Origin of the sequence: 'Nostoc azollae' 0708 (genome assembly GCF_000196515.1) — a bacterium.
Classification (GTDB): Bacteria; Cyanobacteriota; Cyanobacteriia; order Cyanobacteriales; family Nostocaceae; genus Trichormus_B; species Trichormus_B azollae.
In genome coordinates, this window is the sequence record NC_014248.1 from 4,930,790 (window position 1) to 4,948,558 (window position 17,769).

Sequence of the window (17,769 nt, forward strand, 5' to 3'; positions counted from 1 at the left end):
AAGGCAAAAATAAGGGTTTGGGGATGAAAATATCAAAATAAAAGTTTTGAGAAACAAACATAGCTTTCTGAAAAAGATAATCTAAAGGCTGATAATTCAAATATTATGACTTAGTATAAGTGAATAATTTAGATCTAACCTAACTAATCCACATACTGCCATTGTCACCGGATTATAACGATGTCCAGCTAAACGAAATCTATACACTAGCTACTCGAAAAGTTTCGACTCTACATATGAGATGTTCAATACCAATTCTTCTTGAAGGTAATTTCTTATTTTCTTCTTTTTGAATCTCTGAAAATTCAGCTTTTTTGGGCTTCTTAATAACCCACCTTCCGCACCCTAACTGTCACAGGCAGTAGTACAAAAGAACTAAGACTCCTGCAAGGAAGAAAAGGCTTAATAAAAACAAGTATCATGAAAATGGCAATAGAGTGAGAGAATAAAGTTTTGTAAAGAAGATAAAAGAAAAGAAAATTTAATGATTTAAAAATTAAATTAGAACAGAAGAAGAAATGATTTAATCACAACAGGAGTTGTGGATAATTCTGTTGTGAAATCAAAGCTTCAAAAAATGGAAATTCAAAACCTATACCATTGAGGCATAGTAGCAGGAATAATAGACGCCATAGGAGTAGTAGAAATAATCGTTGAAATTGGAGAGAACGTAAGTCCGGGTGATGTAGTAAAACCCATGATAATCAACGGGTTAGGATTTGTATAGAAACCGTTATATATGTTTCCCCAGTATTTTGAAACAATAGCCTGTGACCATCTAATAGGACCAGGAGTAAAACCAGAATATCTCAAGGACGATAAACTGGGGAGAGTCATGGATAAACTATTTATAAAAGGATTGGATAGAATATTTTTTCTTGTCGCCTTAAAAGCAGCCCAAAAATTTGGAGTATCCCTATGAGCAGGGCATCTAGACTCATCATAAATGCACATACATTAGCAATATAATACCAGCTTACCAGAAGTAGTATTTGAGAGTCAAAAAGTAGGAAATAATCAAGAAATAGAAGAATTAGCAGTAAAATCAGCAAAAGAGATAACCATCACCTACGGTTATTCTGGTGACCATAGACCGGAGTTAAAACAGTTCATTATAGAAATGATATGTTCAGGAGATGGAGACATACCAATATATATTTTTAATACTAGCATCGGGAAACCAAGCAGATTCATCATGCTTTGGTAAAATAGCAGTAGAGTACCAAAAACAATTAAAAGTTAACTAAAAGTTAACAGTCTCATAGTAGCAGACTGGGCCTTATATACAGAATCAAATCTGAAAATGATGTCAGATTTAAGCTGGTTATGTCCAGTGCTATTAAGCATAAAATCAGCACAATGATGAATATCAACATTACCAGAACCAGAATTGGTTGATAGTAACTTACCCGGATATAAACTAGCTTCAAAAACAGTAAATTATCCAGGAATAGAACAAAGATGGTTAGTAGTACAAAGTCAAGAAAGAAGAGAATCAGATCTGGGTAAACTCTCACAAAAAATTACCAAGGCACAATCAAAAGCTGTGCAAGATTTGAAAAAGTTATCACCAGAAAAATTTGCTTGTGAGGCTGATGCTATCAAGGGGTTATCTAAACTATTCAAACAATTCAAATATCACCAAATTAACCAGAGTAAAGTTACTCAAATCAAATCTAAGACAAAAGATAGTTCAGGAGAGATATCCTCTGAAATATCAGCTAGAGTCTCCCATAATGAAAGTGAAATTAATACAGAATTTCTGAGGGCAGGGCCTTTTATTATTGCTACAAACCTTTTGGATTCCAATGAACTTACCCATGACTCCATCTTGAGTGAATATAAAGCTCAATATAAAGCTCAACAGTCTTGCCAGAGAGGGTTTGCTTTTCTCAAAGACCCATTATTTTTTGCAGACAGTATTTTCCTAAAAAGTCCAGAGAGAATAGAGTCTCTGGGAATGATTATGGGTTTATGTCTGCTGGTTTATACTTTAGGGCAACGACAAATTAGAACCCCTTTGAGAGAGTCTAAATCAACAGTAAAAAATCAATTGGGCAAACCAACTGACCGCCCCACTTTACGCTGGATTTTTCCATGCTTTTAGTCTATTTATTTAGTTACACTTAACCAAGAAAAATACATCTCTCACTGGACTCAAGAGAGAGATTTCATTGTGAATCTTTTACCATATCATTGTTTTCCCTACTATCAATTGCTTACCTAATTTTTCTCTCTATTAATTTAATTCCCATCGAAAAATAACCTAATTTATTTGATTTATAGCTCTATTTTACTATGTCCATAATTTCTTTTTTTACTTCAATCTATTAGTCTAAGTTATGATTGACTCTTGAATATCTTCATTTATCTGTTGACTCCTCTGGGCGGTGTTCTTTCTTATTGCTCCTTATTGAGGATAGCTTTTGATGCTATTTTTGGTGCTTTACTGTTTCTCCAATGCCTTTTTTCACTGCATATGTTTCTTTTTATGCTCCCTTGGATTTTTTCTCTCCGTAATTTCTCTCTGTGGGAGTTTAGGGTGCCGAATGTGGGTTATAAGGTGTGGTAATAAATCCTTCTCCTATATAAGCTTTGTCTCCCAAGAATCCTTGTTTGGCATCTAGCTTTTGGCGAGTATTTCTAAGTAGTTTAATATCGCTTATATTACCTAATTCTCCAATATAAATATCAACTATATATTCACCTCCTGGCAATACTCTAAATTGATTTTTTAGAGTGTGTATTTTCTTCTCGCCTGAATAATATTTTTCCTGCTATTGATAGTCACCTAGTCTTTCTATAGCTTTTTCCGCACTATCTATTATTAATTTATACTGACTCAGTCCTTCCCATAGTTCTTGATACTTTAACTCATCTTTTTTTGCTTCTTGTATTTGGGAGACAGGTAAAATTTCCCTCAGAATTTCTACCCAATAATTAAGTGTGTTATTTGCTTTTGTCCTCCATAGGTCAAACAATAATCATAGAATTTCAAATGTTGGCTTCTGTCTAAGGTCTACTAGGCATACACATATTACCTCCTTTGAGGTCATTTCTGCTTTACGTCCTCCTCCAGACGCTATTAACCTGATTTCTCTTTTTTCAATTTCTGCTTGTTTCTCTAGATGCCTTTTTTCTGCTAATGCTACTAATGTGATAAAGTCTTCATACTTAATCACAATTAATATCTTTGATTGCTAGGGGTATAATTATATTCTTCCTAGGGGACTTGTCATTATTGATATACACAGTTACATTCTTTCTGTTTATTTTCCCACAAAATTTCTTTTAAAGATAGGTCTATTATACATAGATTTTATACAAAATTAAGATTAAGCTACATAGAATTAAGATTTCCAGAATAATTTACCACAGATGCACGCAGATAACTGCAGATAAAGACGGATGAACTAGTTACCTGTCACCGATAACCTAATTCTGAAGTTCTTAATTCACAATTATCTATGATGCAATTGATGATACCGATTGGATTTATTTTAGCTCGCTTACTAGCTGGATTAATTGGTGAAAAGGTTTGTCTTCGAAAGCTCAACACATTTGTTGCTAATAAACAAATCCCTCGTAGTGAGATGATATTTTTATCACTGCACAGAATGACATTTATTTAGTTTGTTTTCGCAGGTTTTTTTCGGGCTATTCTGAGTTCTCCTCTTAAACCAGATATTATCAATGTTAGTTATGCGAAAATTCCTGACGATAATTTTGCTTGATTGGGTGACGTTAGTTTTGGCTAGACTAACATCTGGTTTTGTAACTTTATTCGTGCATAGAACTGAAGGAGTTTCTAAATCACTACTTTCTAATCTGGCTAAAATTGCAGTTCTAGTTTTGGCAAAGTTAATATTATTGCAAACTGTGGGTATTCAAGTTACTCCCATAGTGACGACATTAGGAATTGGAGGTTTAGCAGTAGGTTTAGCTCTCCAGGATACTCTGGCTAATTTATTTTCTGGTTTTTATTTGGTTATTTCTAAACAGGTGAGAACTGGAAATTATCTAAAATCAGATGATAGTCATCAGGCTTATGTCACAGATATTACTTGCCGAAATACGACGATCAAGGAAATTTCTAATAATGTGATTATTGTTCCTAATTCTAAGTTGGCTTCGGCGATTTTTACAAAATACCATCTTCCTGCTAAAGAAATTACTTTGACTATGAATGTGGGTGTAAGCTACGATAGCGATTTGGATTTAGTAGAAAGAGTAACTGTGGAAGTTGCTAAAGAGGTGATGCAAGAAATTGCACCAGAATTAATTGAAAATTAACCTTATATGAGCTTTCATACTTTTAATGATTTTAGTATTTATTTTACTCTTTATATGCGTGTCAGCGAATTTCTCGACCAGCGAGTTGGTAAACATTTGTTTGTAAAGACGCCACATAAACACTATCAGCAAGAAGGAATTCAAATTCTTTTTCCTGTTTGAGATATTTATATGCACAATAACTGAATTAATACTGCGGATTTTTGTGAATACAGGTATAACTATATGCTAATTCATACCAATCAAATTTGAAGTTTGTCTACGTAAATTGATTTGAAGTTTTCTGGGAAAAACTAGGAATAGATTATATACTGATGTATCTCTCAAGCAGGTTTTGAAAGTTACAGTTACTCATGGGTAAACTTGTATGTATAGAGTTGATATTGAAATTCAACAGGTAAATTATGGTAATCCCCATGTAACTCAATATAATAGACCTATTGCAAAATTGTTTCTGTGGTATGATAGAGAGTTTTAGATTTTATGTATTTTTGTTGTTATTTGCGATCGCTAATTCAAAGATAACCGTGTAACTCTAACCTTTTGCTAAAATAAAGATAACCCCCATTATAACATAAAATTAATTCTGCAAGAGGTCTAATGTATTTGTAGAAATTGAAAAACGCAATAATCCAGCCGCAGGAGTAGCTTTAGCTGGTTTACTGATTGCAACTGGACAATATATATAGTCAGAGTGGCATTTTCCGCAGAGTTTGTAAATTGGGTTGTGAGTTTTACTCAATATGATTTAATTCTATTGTTTTGTTTAGGTTCCTAGTAGGAATTCCTTGGTTAGCAGATTTAATTTTAGTTCCTGGTGTGAAAATTTCTGACGAAATTGTAAATCAAGAAATACCAAATGTGGGTGCAGGTTTAATAGAGGCTTTTGCGTATATTGCTGCTTCTTTTGTAATTACTTGGTGCTTTTAAAAGTTATCAGTTTCTGGTCTTATTAAATGGGGGCTAAAGTCTTCTAACTAGTGATAGATAAATAATGCTACTTATTTATCTATTCAGAATTGCTGATTTCTTTTGCGAGTATCTGTGTTAAAAGTTGCGCTTTTGCTAAATTCTCTTGTTGAGAATCACATATATGAATATCAATTGTCACTTTATTTTCTTCTGGACAAAAGTGCAGTACTATATGAGATTCTGACAATAAAACAACTGCTGATACTCCTTGTGATTGAAATGCAAAAGGTAGTTCACGAAAGCTAGTTCACGAACTACGGTTAGTCCAGCAGTGTTAGCAGCTTTTTTTAAAACTTCTATAAAATCTGTTTTCTGCCAACTAATGACAATTTGTGTAACTGGTAGAACTGCAGAGAAATGATGAGATTTAATCACTTTCTGAAATGGAAAAGTTTTAAGTAAAGAAAGGGTGTAGGGAGTAGAGGGGCAGGGGAGCAGGGGAAAATTGATCAACGCCTTCTCTCACCTGTCATGTCTGGTTTAACTGGCCTGATGGTATATTTGGAAGCGAAATCAGCTGCTTCACCAGCACTCACCATTGCTCTGTATAATAATGCACAAACTTCTGCTCTGGTAGCAACTTTTTTACCATTCAGCAATTTAATATTAGGAAAGTTGACAACTACACCATTTTGTGTTAGGGCAGCGATGAAATTACGGTGTTCGCTTTTGATGCTGGAGGCATCGTTATAAATTGATACGATATCTTTTATGGAGCCGGTGAATTTATAATTCAATCCCTTGGCTAATGTGATTAAAACATCTAAGCGAGTAAGCTTTCGTGTGGGGTTGAAGTTTTTCCTATCAAGATCAAGGATGGTGAAAAAGCCCATTTCATAAGTTTCACGGATGGCATCTTCAGCCCAATATCCTTTAGGAATATCTCTAAAGGCTATTGCTGGACGAATTTTGCTTTTGATAAAGGTTTTTTGCAACAGGGTGGCTAATTGGGCGCGTGTGACTGGGGCATTAGGTCGAAAAGTACCATCGGGGAAACCCTCGATAATTTCCATTGCTGCTAATTCAGCGATATAGTCTTTAGCCCAGTAGTCTTTGGAGATATCGGAAAATGTGACTTGGATACCTTTGGCTACACCTATTGAACGATATTTACTCAATAACTGGCTGAGTTGATATGTCGGGTTATTGCTAAGTTGAGTTAGCTGTACTAAAGTGCCAGGAACGGCTGTTATAGCTTTTGCTAGGTTTGAATCAACGGTGCTAATGGATTTTCCTACTAAGGCGAAATCTCCTTCGCTGAAGGATACAGGATAAACGCTGGTTTTAGCTACGTTGGAAAATCCTGCGGCTTGGTATTGGGTGATTTTAATGTTTTCCGAAGTTTCGAGAAAGGTAACTTTTTGCTTATGGAGTCGGGTGAAGTAATCGTAGCTAATGGTGGCATCTCTGTCAACGATGCTATCTTCGTTGTTATCAACGCCATAAAAGACACGAACTACTTGATCTTGTATGGGGTTGGCGGATAAAATCAAGTTGACGGCTGTATGGTAGGGTAAGCACGCAAATTCTGTGTAGCCAATAAAACGATTTCGGGTATCATACAATCTTACAACTATGCGATCACCCAATTTAAACCCATTCACAAATTTGGCTTTCTGCTTAATTTTATATTTGTAATCACCTAAAAATCTTTCTTTATTAAACCTGTTACCATGTTTATCTTTAATGGAAACACGGGCAATTACTTCGGAAATTGTTCCTCCTGGTTGCCAAATATAAAGAGTAAATCCTGATTTTTCCCTCTTTACAGTGGTAGCAGTAGTAGTAGTTACAGTTTCCCCTCCAATAGTTGTTGTCCTATCTGTATCTACTACTTCACGAGTAGGTTTTTGTGCTAAAAGCTGCTGACTATCACCACTAGGTTTTGATGTGACTGTAGCAGATAAATGTGATGCTGCCAAAGTATAATGTGTTACCGACAACCCTATAACAGAAACTGCGGCAATAGCGACTTTCCTAAAATGAGTCAGTATACTTAGAATCATAGTATTCATATCACACCGTACTTATGCACCTAGAATGTTAAGTAGGTAATAAGCTTACTTAACTGATTGCTTTTTTATCTAGGTAAAACTTACAGGTGATAGTGTACGTCATATATCGCTTTTTCCATAATTTTTTGTCCAGAATGCCAGGAGGATTATCATAAAGAGATAATACTTTAGGAATCTTAACTAATGACGACCATAACAAGCCAGAATTTACAACCATTGGAAAAACAGCTTTGGACTTGGCGAGATTACAGCATTCAATATACTGTGATGGGTAGTGGTCAGCCGTTGGTACTGATTCACGGTTTTGGTGCTTCCATTGGTCACTGGCGCAAAAATATTCCGGTTTTAGCTGATGTTGGTTATCAGGTCTTTGCTTTGGATTTGTTGGGTTTTGGTGGTTCTGATAAAGCAGCCATAGATTATAGCATGGAAGTCTGGGCAGAACTATTAAAAGATTTTTGGAATGCACATATCCAAACACCAGCGATATTTATTGGGAATTCCATTGGCGCACTTTTGAGTTTAATTGTGTTAGCAGAATACCCAGAAATTGCTACTGGTGGTGTGTTAATCAACTGTGCGGGTGGTTTGAGTCACCGTCCCAATGAACTGAACCCAGTTCTCCGAGTTGTCATGGCCACTTTTAATAAGTTGGTAGCTAACCCTATCACTGGTAAATTCGTGTTTAACCGCATTCGCCAAAAATCGCAAATTCGTCGCACATTGTATCAAGTATATTGCGATCACCATGCAGTAACTGGTGAACTCGTTGATTTACTCTATACACCATCCTGTGATCCAGGAGCGCAACAAGTTTTTGCTTCCATCCTCACTGCACCTCCCGGCCCCACTCCAGAGGAGTTATTGCTTAAGGTACAATATCCTTTATTAGTAATTTGGGGTGCTAATGATCCTTGGACACCAATTACTGGGGCTCAGATTTATGAAGAGGCGCGTGAAAATGGCAAAGATATCAAAATTGTGCCTATTCCTGGTGTCGGTCATTGTCCCCATGACGAAGTTCCAGAAGTTGTCAATGCTCAAATTATAGATTGGTTAGCACAAAAAGTTTTGGAGTCGGTAGGGTAAAACACAAAAACCATCTGGAATTGGTAATTGGTAATTGGTAATTGATAATTAGAGAAAAACATTACCCATTACCTAATTCCTATCTCTAGAAGGGATGATAAGTAGGTAGACACAAATAAACATAACTATGTAACGAAATGTAAATTACTTTGAACCCTTGGGATTGCTGGATTCCCCTTTGCTGCATTCCCCATGACATAGTTATGAATTTTTCCGCCCACCTACTTACTTTTTTCTGAATTTTGTCTTGACAATACCCGAGGTATGTGTGTCTATGATAGAATTCAATGTAAATCATGGAGATGAAAGGACTAATTCCTACAATCATTATCCAGATTTTTCTGCAGTTGGCTATCAAGTCATTAAAGAGTTAGGACGCAACTCAGAAGGAGGACGCATTACTTATTTAGCTAATCACATGAACTCTCAGCAAAAAGTAGTAATTAAAGAATTTTGTTTTGCGGATATAACGGCTGACTGGTCTGGTGTGAAAGCCTATGAAAGGGAAATTCAACTTTTGCAACTATTGGATGCTCCCCGCATCCCTCGTTATCTAAATTATTTTGAAAAATCTGGTTTTTTCTATCTCATCCAGGAATATAAAAAAGCCCCATCTTTAGGTTCAAAACGCTGCTCTTATCCTGAAGAAGTCAAACAAATTACTTTGTGAATTTTAGATATTTTGGTTTATCTACAAAAACATACACCTCCGATTATTCATCGAGATATTAAACCAGAAAATATTTTAGTAGATAAAAAATTAAACATTTATCTTGTTGATTTTGGGTTAGCGAAACTCCAAGATACTAAAGTAGATTTGAGTACCTTTGTAGCAGGTACTCCTGGATTCATACCACCAGAAGAACAATTTGGTCATGGGTTAACAGAAGCTTCAGATTTATATAGTTTAGGTGCAACATTAATTTGCTTACTAACTAATACCCATGCTAAAGATATCGGTCAATTAATGGATGACAACTATGGCTTCAATTGTCAGAAATTACTTCCTCATCTCAGTCTAAGTTTTCGGTCATGGTTAAGAAAAATGGTAGAACCTAACCAGAAACAACGCTATACTAATGCTGCGGATGCTTTAAAGGAACTCAAGCCAATTCGTCTGCTTACTTCAGGAAAAAAGATAGATTATTTAGTTTCAGCAATAGATCATAAAGAAACTATAGCTATGCTAGGGTTAGCTACTCTGGGAATATTAGCTACACTAGGAACTAATTTGATGGTTTATCAACCTGGTAATGCTATTAATTCCAATGCTCAATTTAAGCTAAATATCACAGATAATATTCCTAAAATGCGTTAAGTCTTGAAGTAAGTATTCAGATATCACCAGTCAGATTTTTCAGGCTAACGCCAAAAATACCTATTTGATAATTAACTAATTTCTCAAACATTCTGACTCCTGACTCCTGAATTCCTACGTGTTTTACGCACTATCTTTATTTTATCTTTGGTTGACTGTTAATCTGTATTTTTTGCACTAGTTGCTTGTACTTCCTCAACTAATAAACCCAAAGCTTCGGCTATTTGTTCCACACTCAAACCCATTTGTAATAATTTGGGTATGGCATCTTCTCTAGCTTTTTCTGCTTGTTCAGCCTGTTGTTTTTCTTTATCTACCTGTTGAGCAATTTCTGCGTAAGTTAAAAATGGTCTACCCTCAGGATGATAAAGCTGTAAAGTCTCCTCACCTAATAGAAACCGAATTTTTCAACGCGGACTCACAAAGTCTATTATTTCAGAAATGAAATCCAAACCATCTTCACCTCTTAACCAACCTTGGAGATGACTTTCTTCAGGATCATATCATATATAATAGTATTCTTGCACTCCATAACGATCATAGAAAAGTAATTTTCTCTCTATTTCCGATTTTGTATTGCTGGGAGAAAGAATTTCAAATACTACTTGAGGTGGAATATTATCTTCTTGCCATTTGTAGATAGGAAAGTCTATCTTTTTTTTGTCTACCTAAGACCACTAATACATCAGGTGCAGTGACAATGGTGTTTTTTCCTTCCACTGGATACCAAGATCAATCTCCAGCAACAAATACATTTGGGTCATCAGCAAAAAGATAATCTAAGTTTTGCTGAATTTCTACTAACCAGCGAAATTGAATAGTATTGTTTGACACCGGTTGTCCGTCGCAATCTGGGTAAATGACTTCTGGCTGGCTTGGGGCTGAGATTTGCAAAACCATAACTCTATCGTCAACAAGATTTTAGTATTAATATGTTCAAGTTAACAGATGATCTTGCCTGTCTCCTAGCATATCTTGAATAAAAATAGTATTATTAAGAACTGTTTCACAGTGCAACTTTCTCCTAGCCTGTCAATATGTCAGAACACCTAGCAACATCTTTAAATCATCGTCTTCCTTACCCCGACAACAGCCAGAATACTATTCGGATTCGGGGTGCTAGGCAGCATAATCTGAAAAATATTGATTTAGAACTACCTCGCGATCGCTTGATTGTCTTTACCGGCGTTTCTGGTTCTGGTAAGTCGTCTTTGGCGTTTGATACCATCTTTGCAGAAGGTCAGCGGCGTTATGTGGAATCTCTCAGCGCCTATGCTCGGCAATTTTTGGGACAGTTGGATAAACCTGATGTGGAAGCGATTGAAGGTTTAAGTCCCGCGATTTCCATTGATCAAAAATCAACTTCCCATAATCCTCGTTCGACGGTGGGAACGGTAACGGAAATTTATGATTATCTGCGCTTGTTATATGGTCGTGCTGGTGAACCCCATTGTCCTAAATGCGATCGCTGTATTTCTCCCCAAACCATTGACGAGATGTGCGATCGCATCATGGAACTTCCAGACCGCACCCGTTTCCAAATTCTCGCACCTGTCGTCCGGGGGAAAAAGGGAACTCACGGCAAATTATTATCTAGTTTAGCCGCACAAGGATTTGGCAGGATTAAGGTCAATGGAGAGGTTTTAGAACTATCTGACTTCATTGAGTTAGATAAAAATATTACACATAATATAGAACTGGTTATTGATAGGTTAGTTAAAAAAGACGGTATTCAAGAGCGTTTAGTTGATTCTCTCACCACCTGCCTTAACCAATCCAACGGGATTTCTATAATCGAAGTATTAAATCATACCTGCCATAAAGTAAAGCAGGAGGTACCACATAGTAAGTATATATCAAATGGGGGAGAAAATCAAGATATTTCCGCACAAGAATTAGCATCAGAAATGGTATTTTCAGAAAACTTTGCTTGTCCAGAACATGGTGCAATTATGGAAGAATTATCACCACGTTTGTTTTCTTTTAATTCTCCCTATGGTGCTTGTTCCCATTGTCATGGCATTGGGACTTTAAAAAGATTTTCTCCAGAACTGGTCATACCTAACCAAGATTCGCCCATGTATGCTGCGCTCGCACCTTGGTCAGAAAAAGAAAATTCCTACTATTTAGAATTACTGTATAGTTTAGGACAAGCCTATGGATTTGAATTACAGACCCAGTGGAGCAAATTGACACCAGAACAGCAGCAGATAATTTTATATGGAGAAGAAAAACCCGCAGAAGGGAAAAAACAAGCCTTTAAAGGAGTAGTTCCCATCTTACAAAGACAATATGAAGGGGGCACAGAATTAGTTAAACAGAAACTAGAAGAATATTTAATCGATCAACCTTGTGAAGTTTGTGGAGGAAAGCGGTTAAAACCCGAAGCCTTAGCCGTGAAATTAGGACAATATGGAATTTCAGATTTAACCAGCGTCTCCATCCGCGAATGTCGAGAAAGAATAGACCGATTGAAATTGACCCCACGACAAATACAAATTGGCGATTTAGTTCTCAAAGAAATTAAAGCCAGATTGCAGTTTTTATTAGATGTCGGGTTAGATTATCTCACGTTAGATCGTCCCGCCATGACATTATCAGGTGGAGAAGGCCAACGAATTCGGTTAGCAACACAAATTGGTTCTGGATTAACAGGAGTTCTCTACGTTTTAGACGAACCAAGCATCGGTTTACATCAAAGAGATAACGGACGTTTATTGAAAACTTTAACCAAATTACGCGACTTAGGAAATACATTAATAGTCGTCGAACATGATGAAGAAACCATACGTGCAGCTAATTATATAGTAGATATTGGTCCTGGTGCAGGAATTCATGGCGGAAATATTATTTCTCAGGGAAATTTAGAAAATTTATTAAATGCAGAAGCTTCTTTAACCGGTGCTTACCTATCAGGAAGAAGAGTCATTAATACCCCAGTCTCTAGAAGAGAAGGAAATGGCAGAACTTTAATAATTAGAAACGCTCATCGCAACAACCTCAGAAATATAGATGTCGAAATTCCTTTAGGTAAACTTGTCGCTGTCACCGGTGTTTCTGGTTCAGGAAAATCTACCTTAATCAATGAACTACTTTATCCAGCATTACAACATCATCTTTTAAAAAGAATTCCCTTTCCCAAAGATATTGATGAAATTAAAGGTTTAAACTGCGTTGACAAAGCCATAGTCATCGACCAATCACCAATTGGTAGAACTCCCCGTTCTAACCCAGCAACCTACACCGGAGTCTTCGATATCATTCGAGATGTGTTTTCCCAAACTATCGAAGCCAAAACCAGAGGCTACAAACCGGGACAATTTTCTTTCAACGTTAAAGGTGGAAGATGTGAAGCTTGTAGCGGACAAGGTGTAAACGTCATTGAAATGAACTTTTTACCTGACGTTTATGTACAGTGTGAAATTTGCAAAGGTGCGAGATACAACCGGGAAACATTACAAGTTAAATATAAAGATAAATCAATTTCCGACGTTCTCAATATGACCGTTGAAGAAGCATTAGCATTTTGTGAAAACATTCCCAAAGCTGTCACCAGATTACAAACATTAGTGGATGTGGGTTTAGGTTATGTGCAGTTAGGACAACCAGCCACAACTTTATCTGGTGGAGAAGCACAACGGGTTAAATTAGCAACAGAATTATCTCGACGTGCAACAGGGAAGACTCTTTATTTAATAGATGAACCAACAACAGGATTGTCTTTTTACGACGTACATAAATTGTTGGATGTTTTACAAAAATTGGTGGATAAAGGAAATTCGATTTTAGTCATTGAACATAATTTAGATGTGATTCGTTGTTCTGATTGGGTAATAGATTTGGGACCAGAAGGAGGAGATCAAGGAGGACAAATTATTATTGCAGGTACACCGGAAGATGTGGCGGAAAATCAACGTTCTTATACTGGGGAATATTTAAGGCAGGTGTTGAAGCAATATTCGGCAGTTGTCTAAGTGAGGATAGTGAGGATTATGAGTCGAATAAGCTCCCCGACTTCTGACATCAATTTATAATTTATTTACAAGGTCAAAAAAGAAGTCGGGGATCTGGGTATTATATAAAAGCATTCCTAAAATTGTTTACAATCAAATCAGAGCTATCAGAATATAGGGAAAAAAACTGATTATGCAAAGCATGAAACTAGAATCTCACATTGGTAATGATGGAATATTACACATACCTTTACCCCAGATACGAGATGCTGATGTAGAAGTAATAATCGTTTATCAATAAAAACCCAAGGCTGAAAAAGCATCACTCGCATCATTAGATTAAATTTGCGCTGATGATCCTATTATCATTGATAATGAAGGTATTTTTGATAACCTAGATGAAAAAATAGAAGGAATGTTTGATTAAACAAATGCTCTACCTACTTGATACTAATGTTTGTGTAATGTACTTGAATGCTCGGTCTGTATCTGTTCAAAACCGGATTTTATCAGTACTAACTAAAGATATAGCTGTATGTTCTGTGGTAAAAGCAGAACTTTCTTATGGTGCAATGCGAAGTAATAATTCTAAACGCACATTGGAAAAACAACAATCATTTCTCGATCATTAGACCTCTTGCAAAATTGGTTATGTGGTATGATGGAGAGTTGTAGATTTTATGTATTTTTGTTTGGTGTTATTTGCGATCACTAATTCAAGCATAACCGTGTAACTCTAACTTTTGGCTAAAACAAAGACAACCCCTCTTATAACATAAAATTAATTCTGCAAGAGGTCTATTATGATTCTTTACCTTTTAATGATGAAGCTGCTTCTATGTTTTGGTAAAATTCGCGCTCAACTGACTGCTATAGGAACACCCATCGGCGCGTATGATCTACAAATTACCGCTATTGCCTTAGCTAACAATTTAATATTAGTGACACACAACAATACCAGAGAATTTTCACGTATTCCTAAGTTAAAACTGGAAGACTCGGAAAGCAAATAAATTCAGAAATAAAAACTCTTCCTTATTTTTTTCTTCCTTCTTCCTTCGCGCTCTATCCCTACGGGATGCTACACGAACGCTTCTTCGTGGTTCAATTACCACCCACTTTCAACACCAATGCGAAATCACACCCCCTTCCTAAAAAACTGCCTTAAAATCTCGCCCGCTTCCCTATCCCAAGTATCAATATGTTCATAAATCAAACCCTCATTATTCAACTTATAAGTCGAATATCCATTAAAAAATAACCGCGCCTTCGAGGGAACTCGCAACACACCCTGCACAGTCCACGTTGCTAAAATTGTATTCTCCTCCGACTCACACACATCATGTAAATCAAAAGCAATTTCCCTAAAGAACAACTGACCATGAAAACGTAAAGTCCAAAAAATAATCCGATAATTAAACTTACCCTTAAACTTATTCACCGGGTCACGAAAAAAGATATCCTGTGAATAGATATCATAAAAAATATCCTGCTCAAACAAAGTCGGTAAATCTTGTTTGAGAGTTTCGATAATCTGTTCAGGTTGTAACTTAACCACTGATTTTCTCCCTTAAAAATTTTTCTCAATTGTTTCTCTAATCGCTGCAACATGGAAGTAGACCTGCGATAACTCAAATTAATATCTTGTAAATTATTGTAAATCTACCAAATTTGGAAATAATGCCGACTGAGCATAGGGTCCTTTTTTTAAAACTTTCGCTAACTGATTATTATTCTCCCGCAAACCTTCATAAAATAAGTATACTTCTCCATTAATTCGCAATTGACGATTATATTCAATTATCTGTAATAAATAATCTGGACTAATTCTATAATTTCCTAATTTGATTTGATTAAAATCCCTGGTGCTAGTGTTCGTAACATAGCATCTGGAAATTAGTTATTTACCAACCTATTAAGAACGCATTTATAACTGAAAAAATCACGTCGATAAGTTTGTGGATGGACAATATCAACAATTCCCCGCTTTCACTAACTTGGTGAATCTTGTAAATATTCTCGAAATCCCCAATCCTAAATATTAGGTGCCACTGAAACTAATAAATCAGGATTAACTACTTTCACTTCTTGGTAAAGCAGTGCTAAAACCTTAGATAGAATATTGGCTCGCCACTTTAAACAATGTTTATCCTTGTGGTTCTTTGGTGGATATTTCTTAAACTGTTGACGGTAGCGGTTTACAGTCCATTGATCATATCTACCTTCCCATGCTAACGCCGGAAAAAGATCATCTCCCTGAATTCCATCAACATCATAATTCTTAACAACTTCCAAAAATAAATTTAATAGAAATTCCTGCACCTGAAAACCAAAAGCATTCAGCCATTCAAAACCATTCTTTTTCAGGAAGTTACCCTGGTAATTATATGCTCCCCATTCTGGTTTTTGTTGTAATAACATCCCGCCATTTAAATTATAGGAACTGACGAAACCATATTCAAACCAAGCTATGACTTTTAAACCTACTCGTCGTACTTCTTCTACTAATTCGGCTAAAGGATCACGCCCTAAAAAACTTGAACCAATTTCTATACCAAACATATTCCACATTGTGGAACTCCGATACAAGGTAACTCCTTGATTCCAAACAACAGGAAAGACGACATTAAATCCCGTTTCAGCTAAAAATTCCATTGCTTCAGCAATGTTTTGTCTTGATCTGAGAACCTGACTATCAGTTGTGGTTAACCAGATACCACGTATTTCTACTTTATTCATTTACACCCTGACACCATTTTAGATTTTGGATTTTGGATTTTGGATTTTGGATTTTGGATTGCGAATATCTTGCTGGGGACTAGTACCCCAAGGCGCAAATAAACCAACCATTCCAAATCTCTGAAAAGCTCACGCCATATACATTTTGGATTTTGTTAGCGTAGGGTATCCGAAGGAGATATTTTGTTAGGGTAGATCTTCTGAAAGAAGCATTTTGAATTCACGACGGTACTAGGTTATGTGAATCTGTCAATAGCAATTGTTTTTCCCCTTGGTATAACCTTTAATAGATGTTGTTCTGCAAAAGTTATTGTATAATCTATTTCATAAACAGTTACAGTAGTCACCAATTCAATCTGAATTTATGCCTATCATAGAAAATTCTTGGACACACGCTTATATAACTACTAATAGCATCAAATTACATTATGTCACCCAAGGTGAAGGAATTTTAATGTTAATGTTGCATGGGTTTCCTGAATTTTGCTACTCATGGCGGCATCAAATCCCCGAATTTACCCAAAATTATCAAGTTGTTGCTCTTGATTTACGTGGCTATAACGATAGTGATAAACCCCAAACACAATCTGCTTATGTCATGGATGAATTTGTTAAATATATTGAAGAAGTAATTCAAGGTTTAGGATATGAAAGTTGTGTTTTAGTTGGTCATGATTAGGGTACTGCGATAGCTTGGAATTTTGCCTACGCTCACCCAGACATGATAGAAAAACTAATTATACTAAACCTCCCCCATCCAGCCAAATTTTCCCAAGGCTTAAGCACTCCTCAGCAGCTTTTACGCAGTTACTATATCTTTTTGTTTCAACTTCCTCTGCTTCCCGAACTAGTCATGCAAGCTTCTGACTATGAAGCTATTACCAAAGAAACCTTTCAATAAAAACGCCTTCACCACAGCAGACCTAGCAGCCTACAAAGACGCTGCTGGTAAAGGAGGAGCAATCACAGCTATGTTAAATTACTATTGTAATATTTTTCAACAGCGCCTCCTCAACAAAAATTGGAGTATTCTCGAAGTTCCCACCCTCATGATTTGGGGAGAACAAGACACCGCACTAGGAAAAGAACTTACTTTATGGTACTCAAGAATATGTCAAGAACTGACAAATCAAATATATTCCTAATTCTGGTCATTGGGTTCAGCAGGAACAGCCAGAACCGGTTACAAAGTATATACGAGAATTTCTCGCTTACAACGATCTACGTACTAGGAAAAAATATTCATTTTGTACCACAGTAAAACCTTATTCTGTAATGCAACTTCAAAATAGTTAACACTAAATTTAGTAACCGCAATTTATCTCAAATCAGCATTTAGACATACCTCAAACCTAAACCCAGTAGTAGTTAGAGCATTAGTAACCAATTG

The 17,769-nt window shown here is 36.2% G+C and carries 16 protein-coding genes and 4 pseudogenes; 11 read left to right on the forward strand and 9 right to left on the reverse strand.

Features of this window, described 5'->3' with window-relative positions; translation table 11 throughout:
• Positions 1–607: 607 nt before the first annotated feature.
• Positions 608–2,227, forward strand: a pseudogene (locus tag AAZO_RS44300) (IS1634 family transposase).
• A 126-nt stretch (positions 2,228–2,353) separates the two neighbouring features.
• A complete protein-coding gene (locus AAZO_RS42990) occupies positions 2,354–2,572 on the forward strand; it encodes a C4-dicarboxylate ABC transporter (protein ID WP_085940220.1) in 219 nt (72 codons plus the stop codon).
• On the opposite strand, the gene AAZO_RS27765 is transcribed toward AAZO_RS42990, so the two are convergent.
• The 3 genes from AAZO_RS27765 to AAZO_RS27775 are packed head-to-tail and all read right to left on the reverse strand — an operon-like array spanning position 2,538 to position 3,182.
• Positions 2,538–2,717: a hypothetical protein gene (locus tag AAZO_RS27765; protein WP_049790926.1), complete on the reverse strand. Its 180-nt coding sequence runs from the start codon at positions 2,715–2,717 to the stop codon at positions 2,538–2,540. The two genes, AAZO_RS42990 and AAZO_RS27765, sit on opposite strands and share 35 nt — an antisense overlap.
• Before the next feature lie 60 nt (positions 2,718–2,777).
• Complete coding sequence (locus AAZO_RS27770; RefSeq protein WP_049790927.1) at positions 2,778–2,981, reverse strand: hypothetical protein; 204 nt, start codon at positions 2,979–2,981, stop codon at positions 2,778–2,780.
• 3 nt (positions 2,982–2,984) lie between these two features.
• Entirely contained in the window at positions 2,985–3,182 is a 198-nt protein-coding gene (locus AAZO_RS27775; protein ID WP_049790928.1) for a hypothetical protein, read from the reverse strand.
• Between the two features lie 285 nt (positions 3,183–3,467).
• Here AAZO_RS27775 and AAZO_RS23005 point away from each other — a divergent pair.
• Together AAZO_RS23005 and AAZO_RS34485 are read left to right on the forward strand one after the other, a co-directional pair.
• Positions 3,468–4,455: pseudogene (locus AAZO_RS23005) on the forward strand (mechanosensitive ion channel family protein).
• Between the two features lie 600 nt (positions 4,456–5,055).
• Positions 5,056–5,223 carry a DUF350 domain-containing protein gene (locus AAZO_RS34485; protein ID WP_228371384.1) on the forward strand — a complete coding sequence of 56 codons (168 nt, stop codon included), beginning with the start codon at positions 5,056–5,058 and terminating at the stop codon, positions 5,221–5,223.
• A gap of 79 nt (positions 5,224–5,302) precedes the next feature.
• On the opposite strand, the gene AAZO_RS44310 is transcribed toward AAZO_RS34485, so the two are convergent.
• Positions 5,303–5,452, reverse strand: a complete 150-nt coding sequence (locus AAZO_RS44310; RefSeq protein ID WP_081462869.1) for an S-adenosylmethionine decarboxylase — start codon at positions 5,450–5,452, stop codon at positions 5,303–5,305.
• 262 nt (positions 5,453–5,714) lie between these two features.
• On the reverse strand, positions 5,715–7,280 hold the full coding sequence (locus AAZO_RS23020; RefSeq protein WP_013192995.1) for an S-layer homology domain-containing protein: 1,566 nt from the start codon (positions 7,278–7,280) through the stop codon (positions 5,715–5,717).
• Between the two features lie 183 nt (positions 7,281–7,463).
• Between AAZO_RS23020 and AAZO_RS23025 the strand changes: the two genes are divergently transcribed.
• The 3 genes from AAZO_RS23025 (at position 7,464) to AAZO_RS43000 (ending at position 9,687) form a co-directional block, all read left to right on the forward strand.
• Complete coding sequence (locus AAZO_RS23025) at positions 7,464–8,369, forward strand: alpha/beta fold hydrolase (RefSeq protein WP_013192996.1); 906 nt, start codon at positions 7,464–7,466, stop codon at positions 8,367–8,369.
• Positions 8,370–8,643: 274 nt separating this feature from the next.
• Complete coding sequence (locus tag AAZO_RS42995; protein WP_338026977.1) at positions 8,644–9,039, forward strand: hypothetical protein; 396 nt, start codon at positions 8,644–8,646, stop codon at positions 9,037–9,039.
• A 12-nt stretch (positions 9,040–9,051) separates the two neighbouring features.
• Entirely contained in the window at positions 9,052–9,687 is a 636-nt protein-coding gene (locus tag AAZO_RS43000; protein WP_338026978.1) for a protein kinase domain-containing protein, read from the forward strand.
• Positions 9,688–10,190: 503 nt separating this feature from the next.
• Here AAZO_RS43000 and AAZO_RS43005 read toward each other — a convergent pair.
• A complete protein-coding gene (locus tag AAZO_RS43005) occupies positions 10,191–10,340 on the reverse strand; it encodes a Uma2 family endonuclease (RefSeq protein ID WP_338027258.1) in 150 nt (49 codons plus the stop codon).
• A 79-nt stretch (positions 10,341–10,419) separates the two neighbouring features.
• On the reverse strand, positions 10,420–10,587 hold the full coding sequence (locus tag AAZO_RS43010) for a hypothetical protein (protein WP_338026979.1): 168 nt from the start codon (positions 10,585–10,587) through the stop codon (positions 10,420–10,422).
• Positions 10,588–10,724: 137 nt separating this feature from the next.
• On the opposite strand from AAZO_RS43010, the gene uvrA reads away from it, so the two are divergent.
• The 3 genes from uvrA to AAZO_RS23050 all read left to right on the forward strand — a co-directional run bounded on the left by uvrA (position 10,725) and on the right by AAZO_RS23050 (position 14,653).
• Positions 10,725–13,661, forward strand: a complete 2,937-nt coding sequence (gene uvrA / locus AAZO_RS23040; RefSeq protein WP_013192997.1) for an excinuclease ABC subunit UvrA — start codon at positions 10,725–10,727, stop codon at positions 13,659–13,661.
• Between the two features lie 410 nt (positions 13,662–14,071).
• Positions 14,072–14,272, forward strand: a complete 201-nt coding sequence (locus AAZO_RS23045) for a type II toxin-antitoxin system VapC family toxin (RefSeq protein ID WP_228371385.1) — start codon at positions 14,072–14,074, stop codon at positions 14,270–14,272.
• Positions 14,273–14,443: 171 nt separating this feature from the next.
• On the forward strand, positions 14,444–14,653 hold the full coding sequence (locus tag AAZO_RS23050) for a PIN domain-containing protein (RefSeq protein ID WP_338026980.1): 210 nt from the start codon (positions 14,444–14,446) through the stop codon (positions 14,651–14,653).
• 125 nt (positions 14,654–14,778) lie between these two features.
• On the opposite strand, the gene AAZO_RS23055 is transcribed toward AAZO_RS23050, so the two are convergent.
• Together AAZO_RS23055 and AAZO_RS23060 are read right to left on the reverse strand one after the other, a co-directional pair.
• On the reverse strand, positions 14,779–15,198 hold the full coding sequence (locus tag AAZO_RS23055; RefSeq protein WP_013192999.1) for a C6orf136 family protein: 420 nt from the start codon (positions 15,196–15,198) through the stop codon (positions 14,779–14,781).
• A 93-nt stretch (positions 15,199–15,291) separates the two neighbouring features.
• Positions 15,292–16,379 (reverse strand): annotated as a pseudogene (locus tag AAZO_RS23060) (glycoside hydrolase family 10-like protein).
• Positions 16,380–16,743: 364 nt separating this feature from the next.
• On the opposite strand from AAZO_RS23060, the pseudogene AAZO_RS23065 reads away from it, so the two are divergent.
• Positions 16,744–17,588: pseudogene (locus tag AAZO_RS23065) on the forward strand (alpha/beta fold hydrolase); the annotation flags it as partial.
• Positions 17,589–17,769 lie beyond the last annotated feature (181 nt).

Bases quoted from the DNA above. Each gene is read 5' to 3' on its own strand.
- AAZO_RS23020 (WP_013192995.1), bottom strand. From the start codon at position 7,280: ATGAATACTATGATTCTAAGTATACTGACTCATTTTAGGAAAGTCGCT.
- AAZO_RS23025 (WP_013192996.1), top strand. From the start codon at position 7,464: ATGACGACCATAACAAGCCAGAATTTACAACCATTGGAAAAACAGCTT.
- AAZO_RS42995 (WP_338026977.1), top strand. From the start codon at position 8,644: ATGATAGAATTCAATGTAAATCATGGAGATGAAAGGACTAATTCCTAC.
- AAZO_RS43010 (WP_338026979.1), bottom strand. From the start codon at position 10,587: ATGGTTTTGCAAATCTCAGCCCCAAGCCAGCCAGAAGTCATTTACCCA.
- uvrA (WP_013192997.1), top strand. From the start codon at position 10,725: ATGTCAGAACACCTAGCAACATCTTTAAATCATCGTCTTCCTTACCCC.
- AAZO_RS23045 (WP_228371385.1), top strand. From the start codon at position 14,072: ATGCTCTACCTACTTGATACTAATGTTTGTGTAATGTACTTGAATGCT.
- AAZO_RS23050 (WP_338026980.1), top strand. From the start codon at position 14,444: ATGATTCTTTACCTTTTAATGATGAAGCTGCTTCTATGTTTTGGTAAA.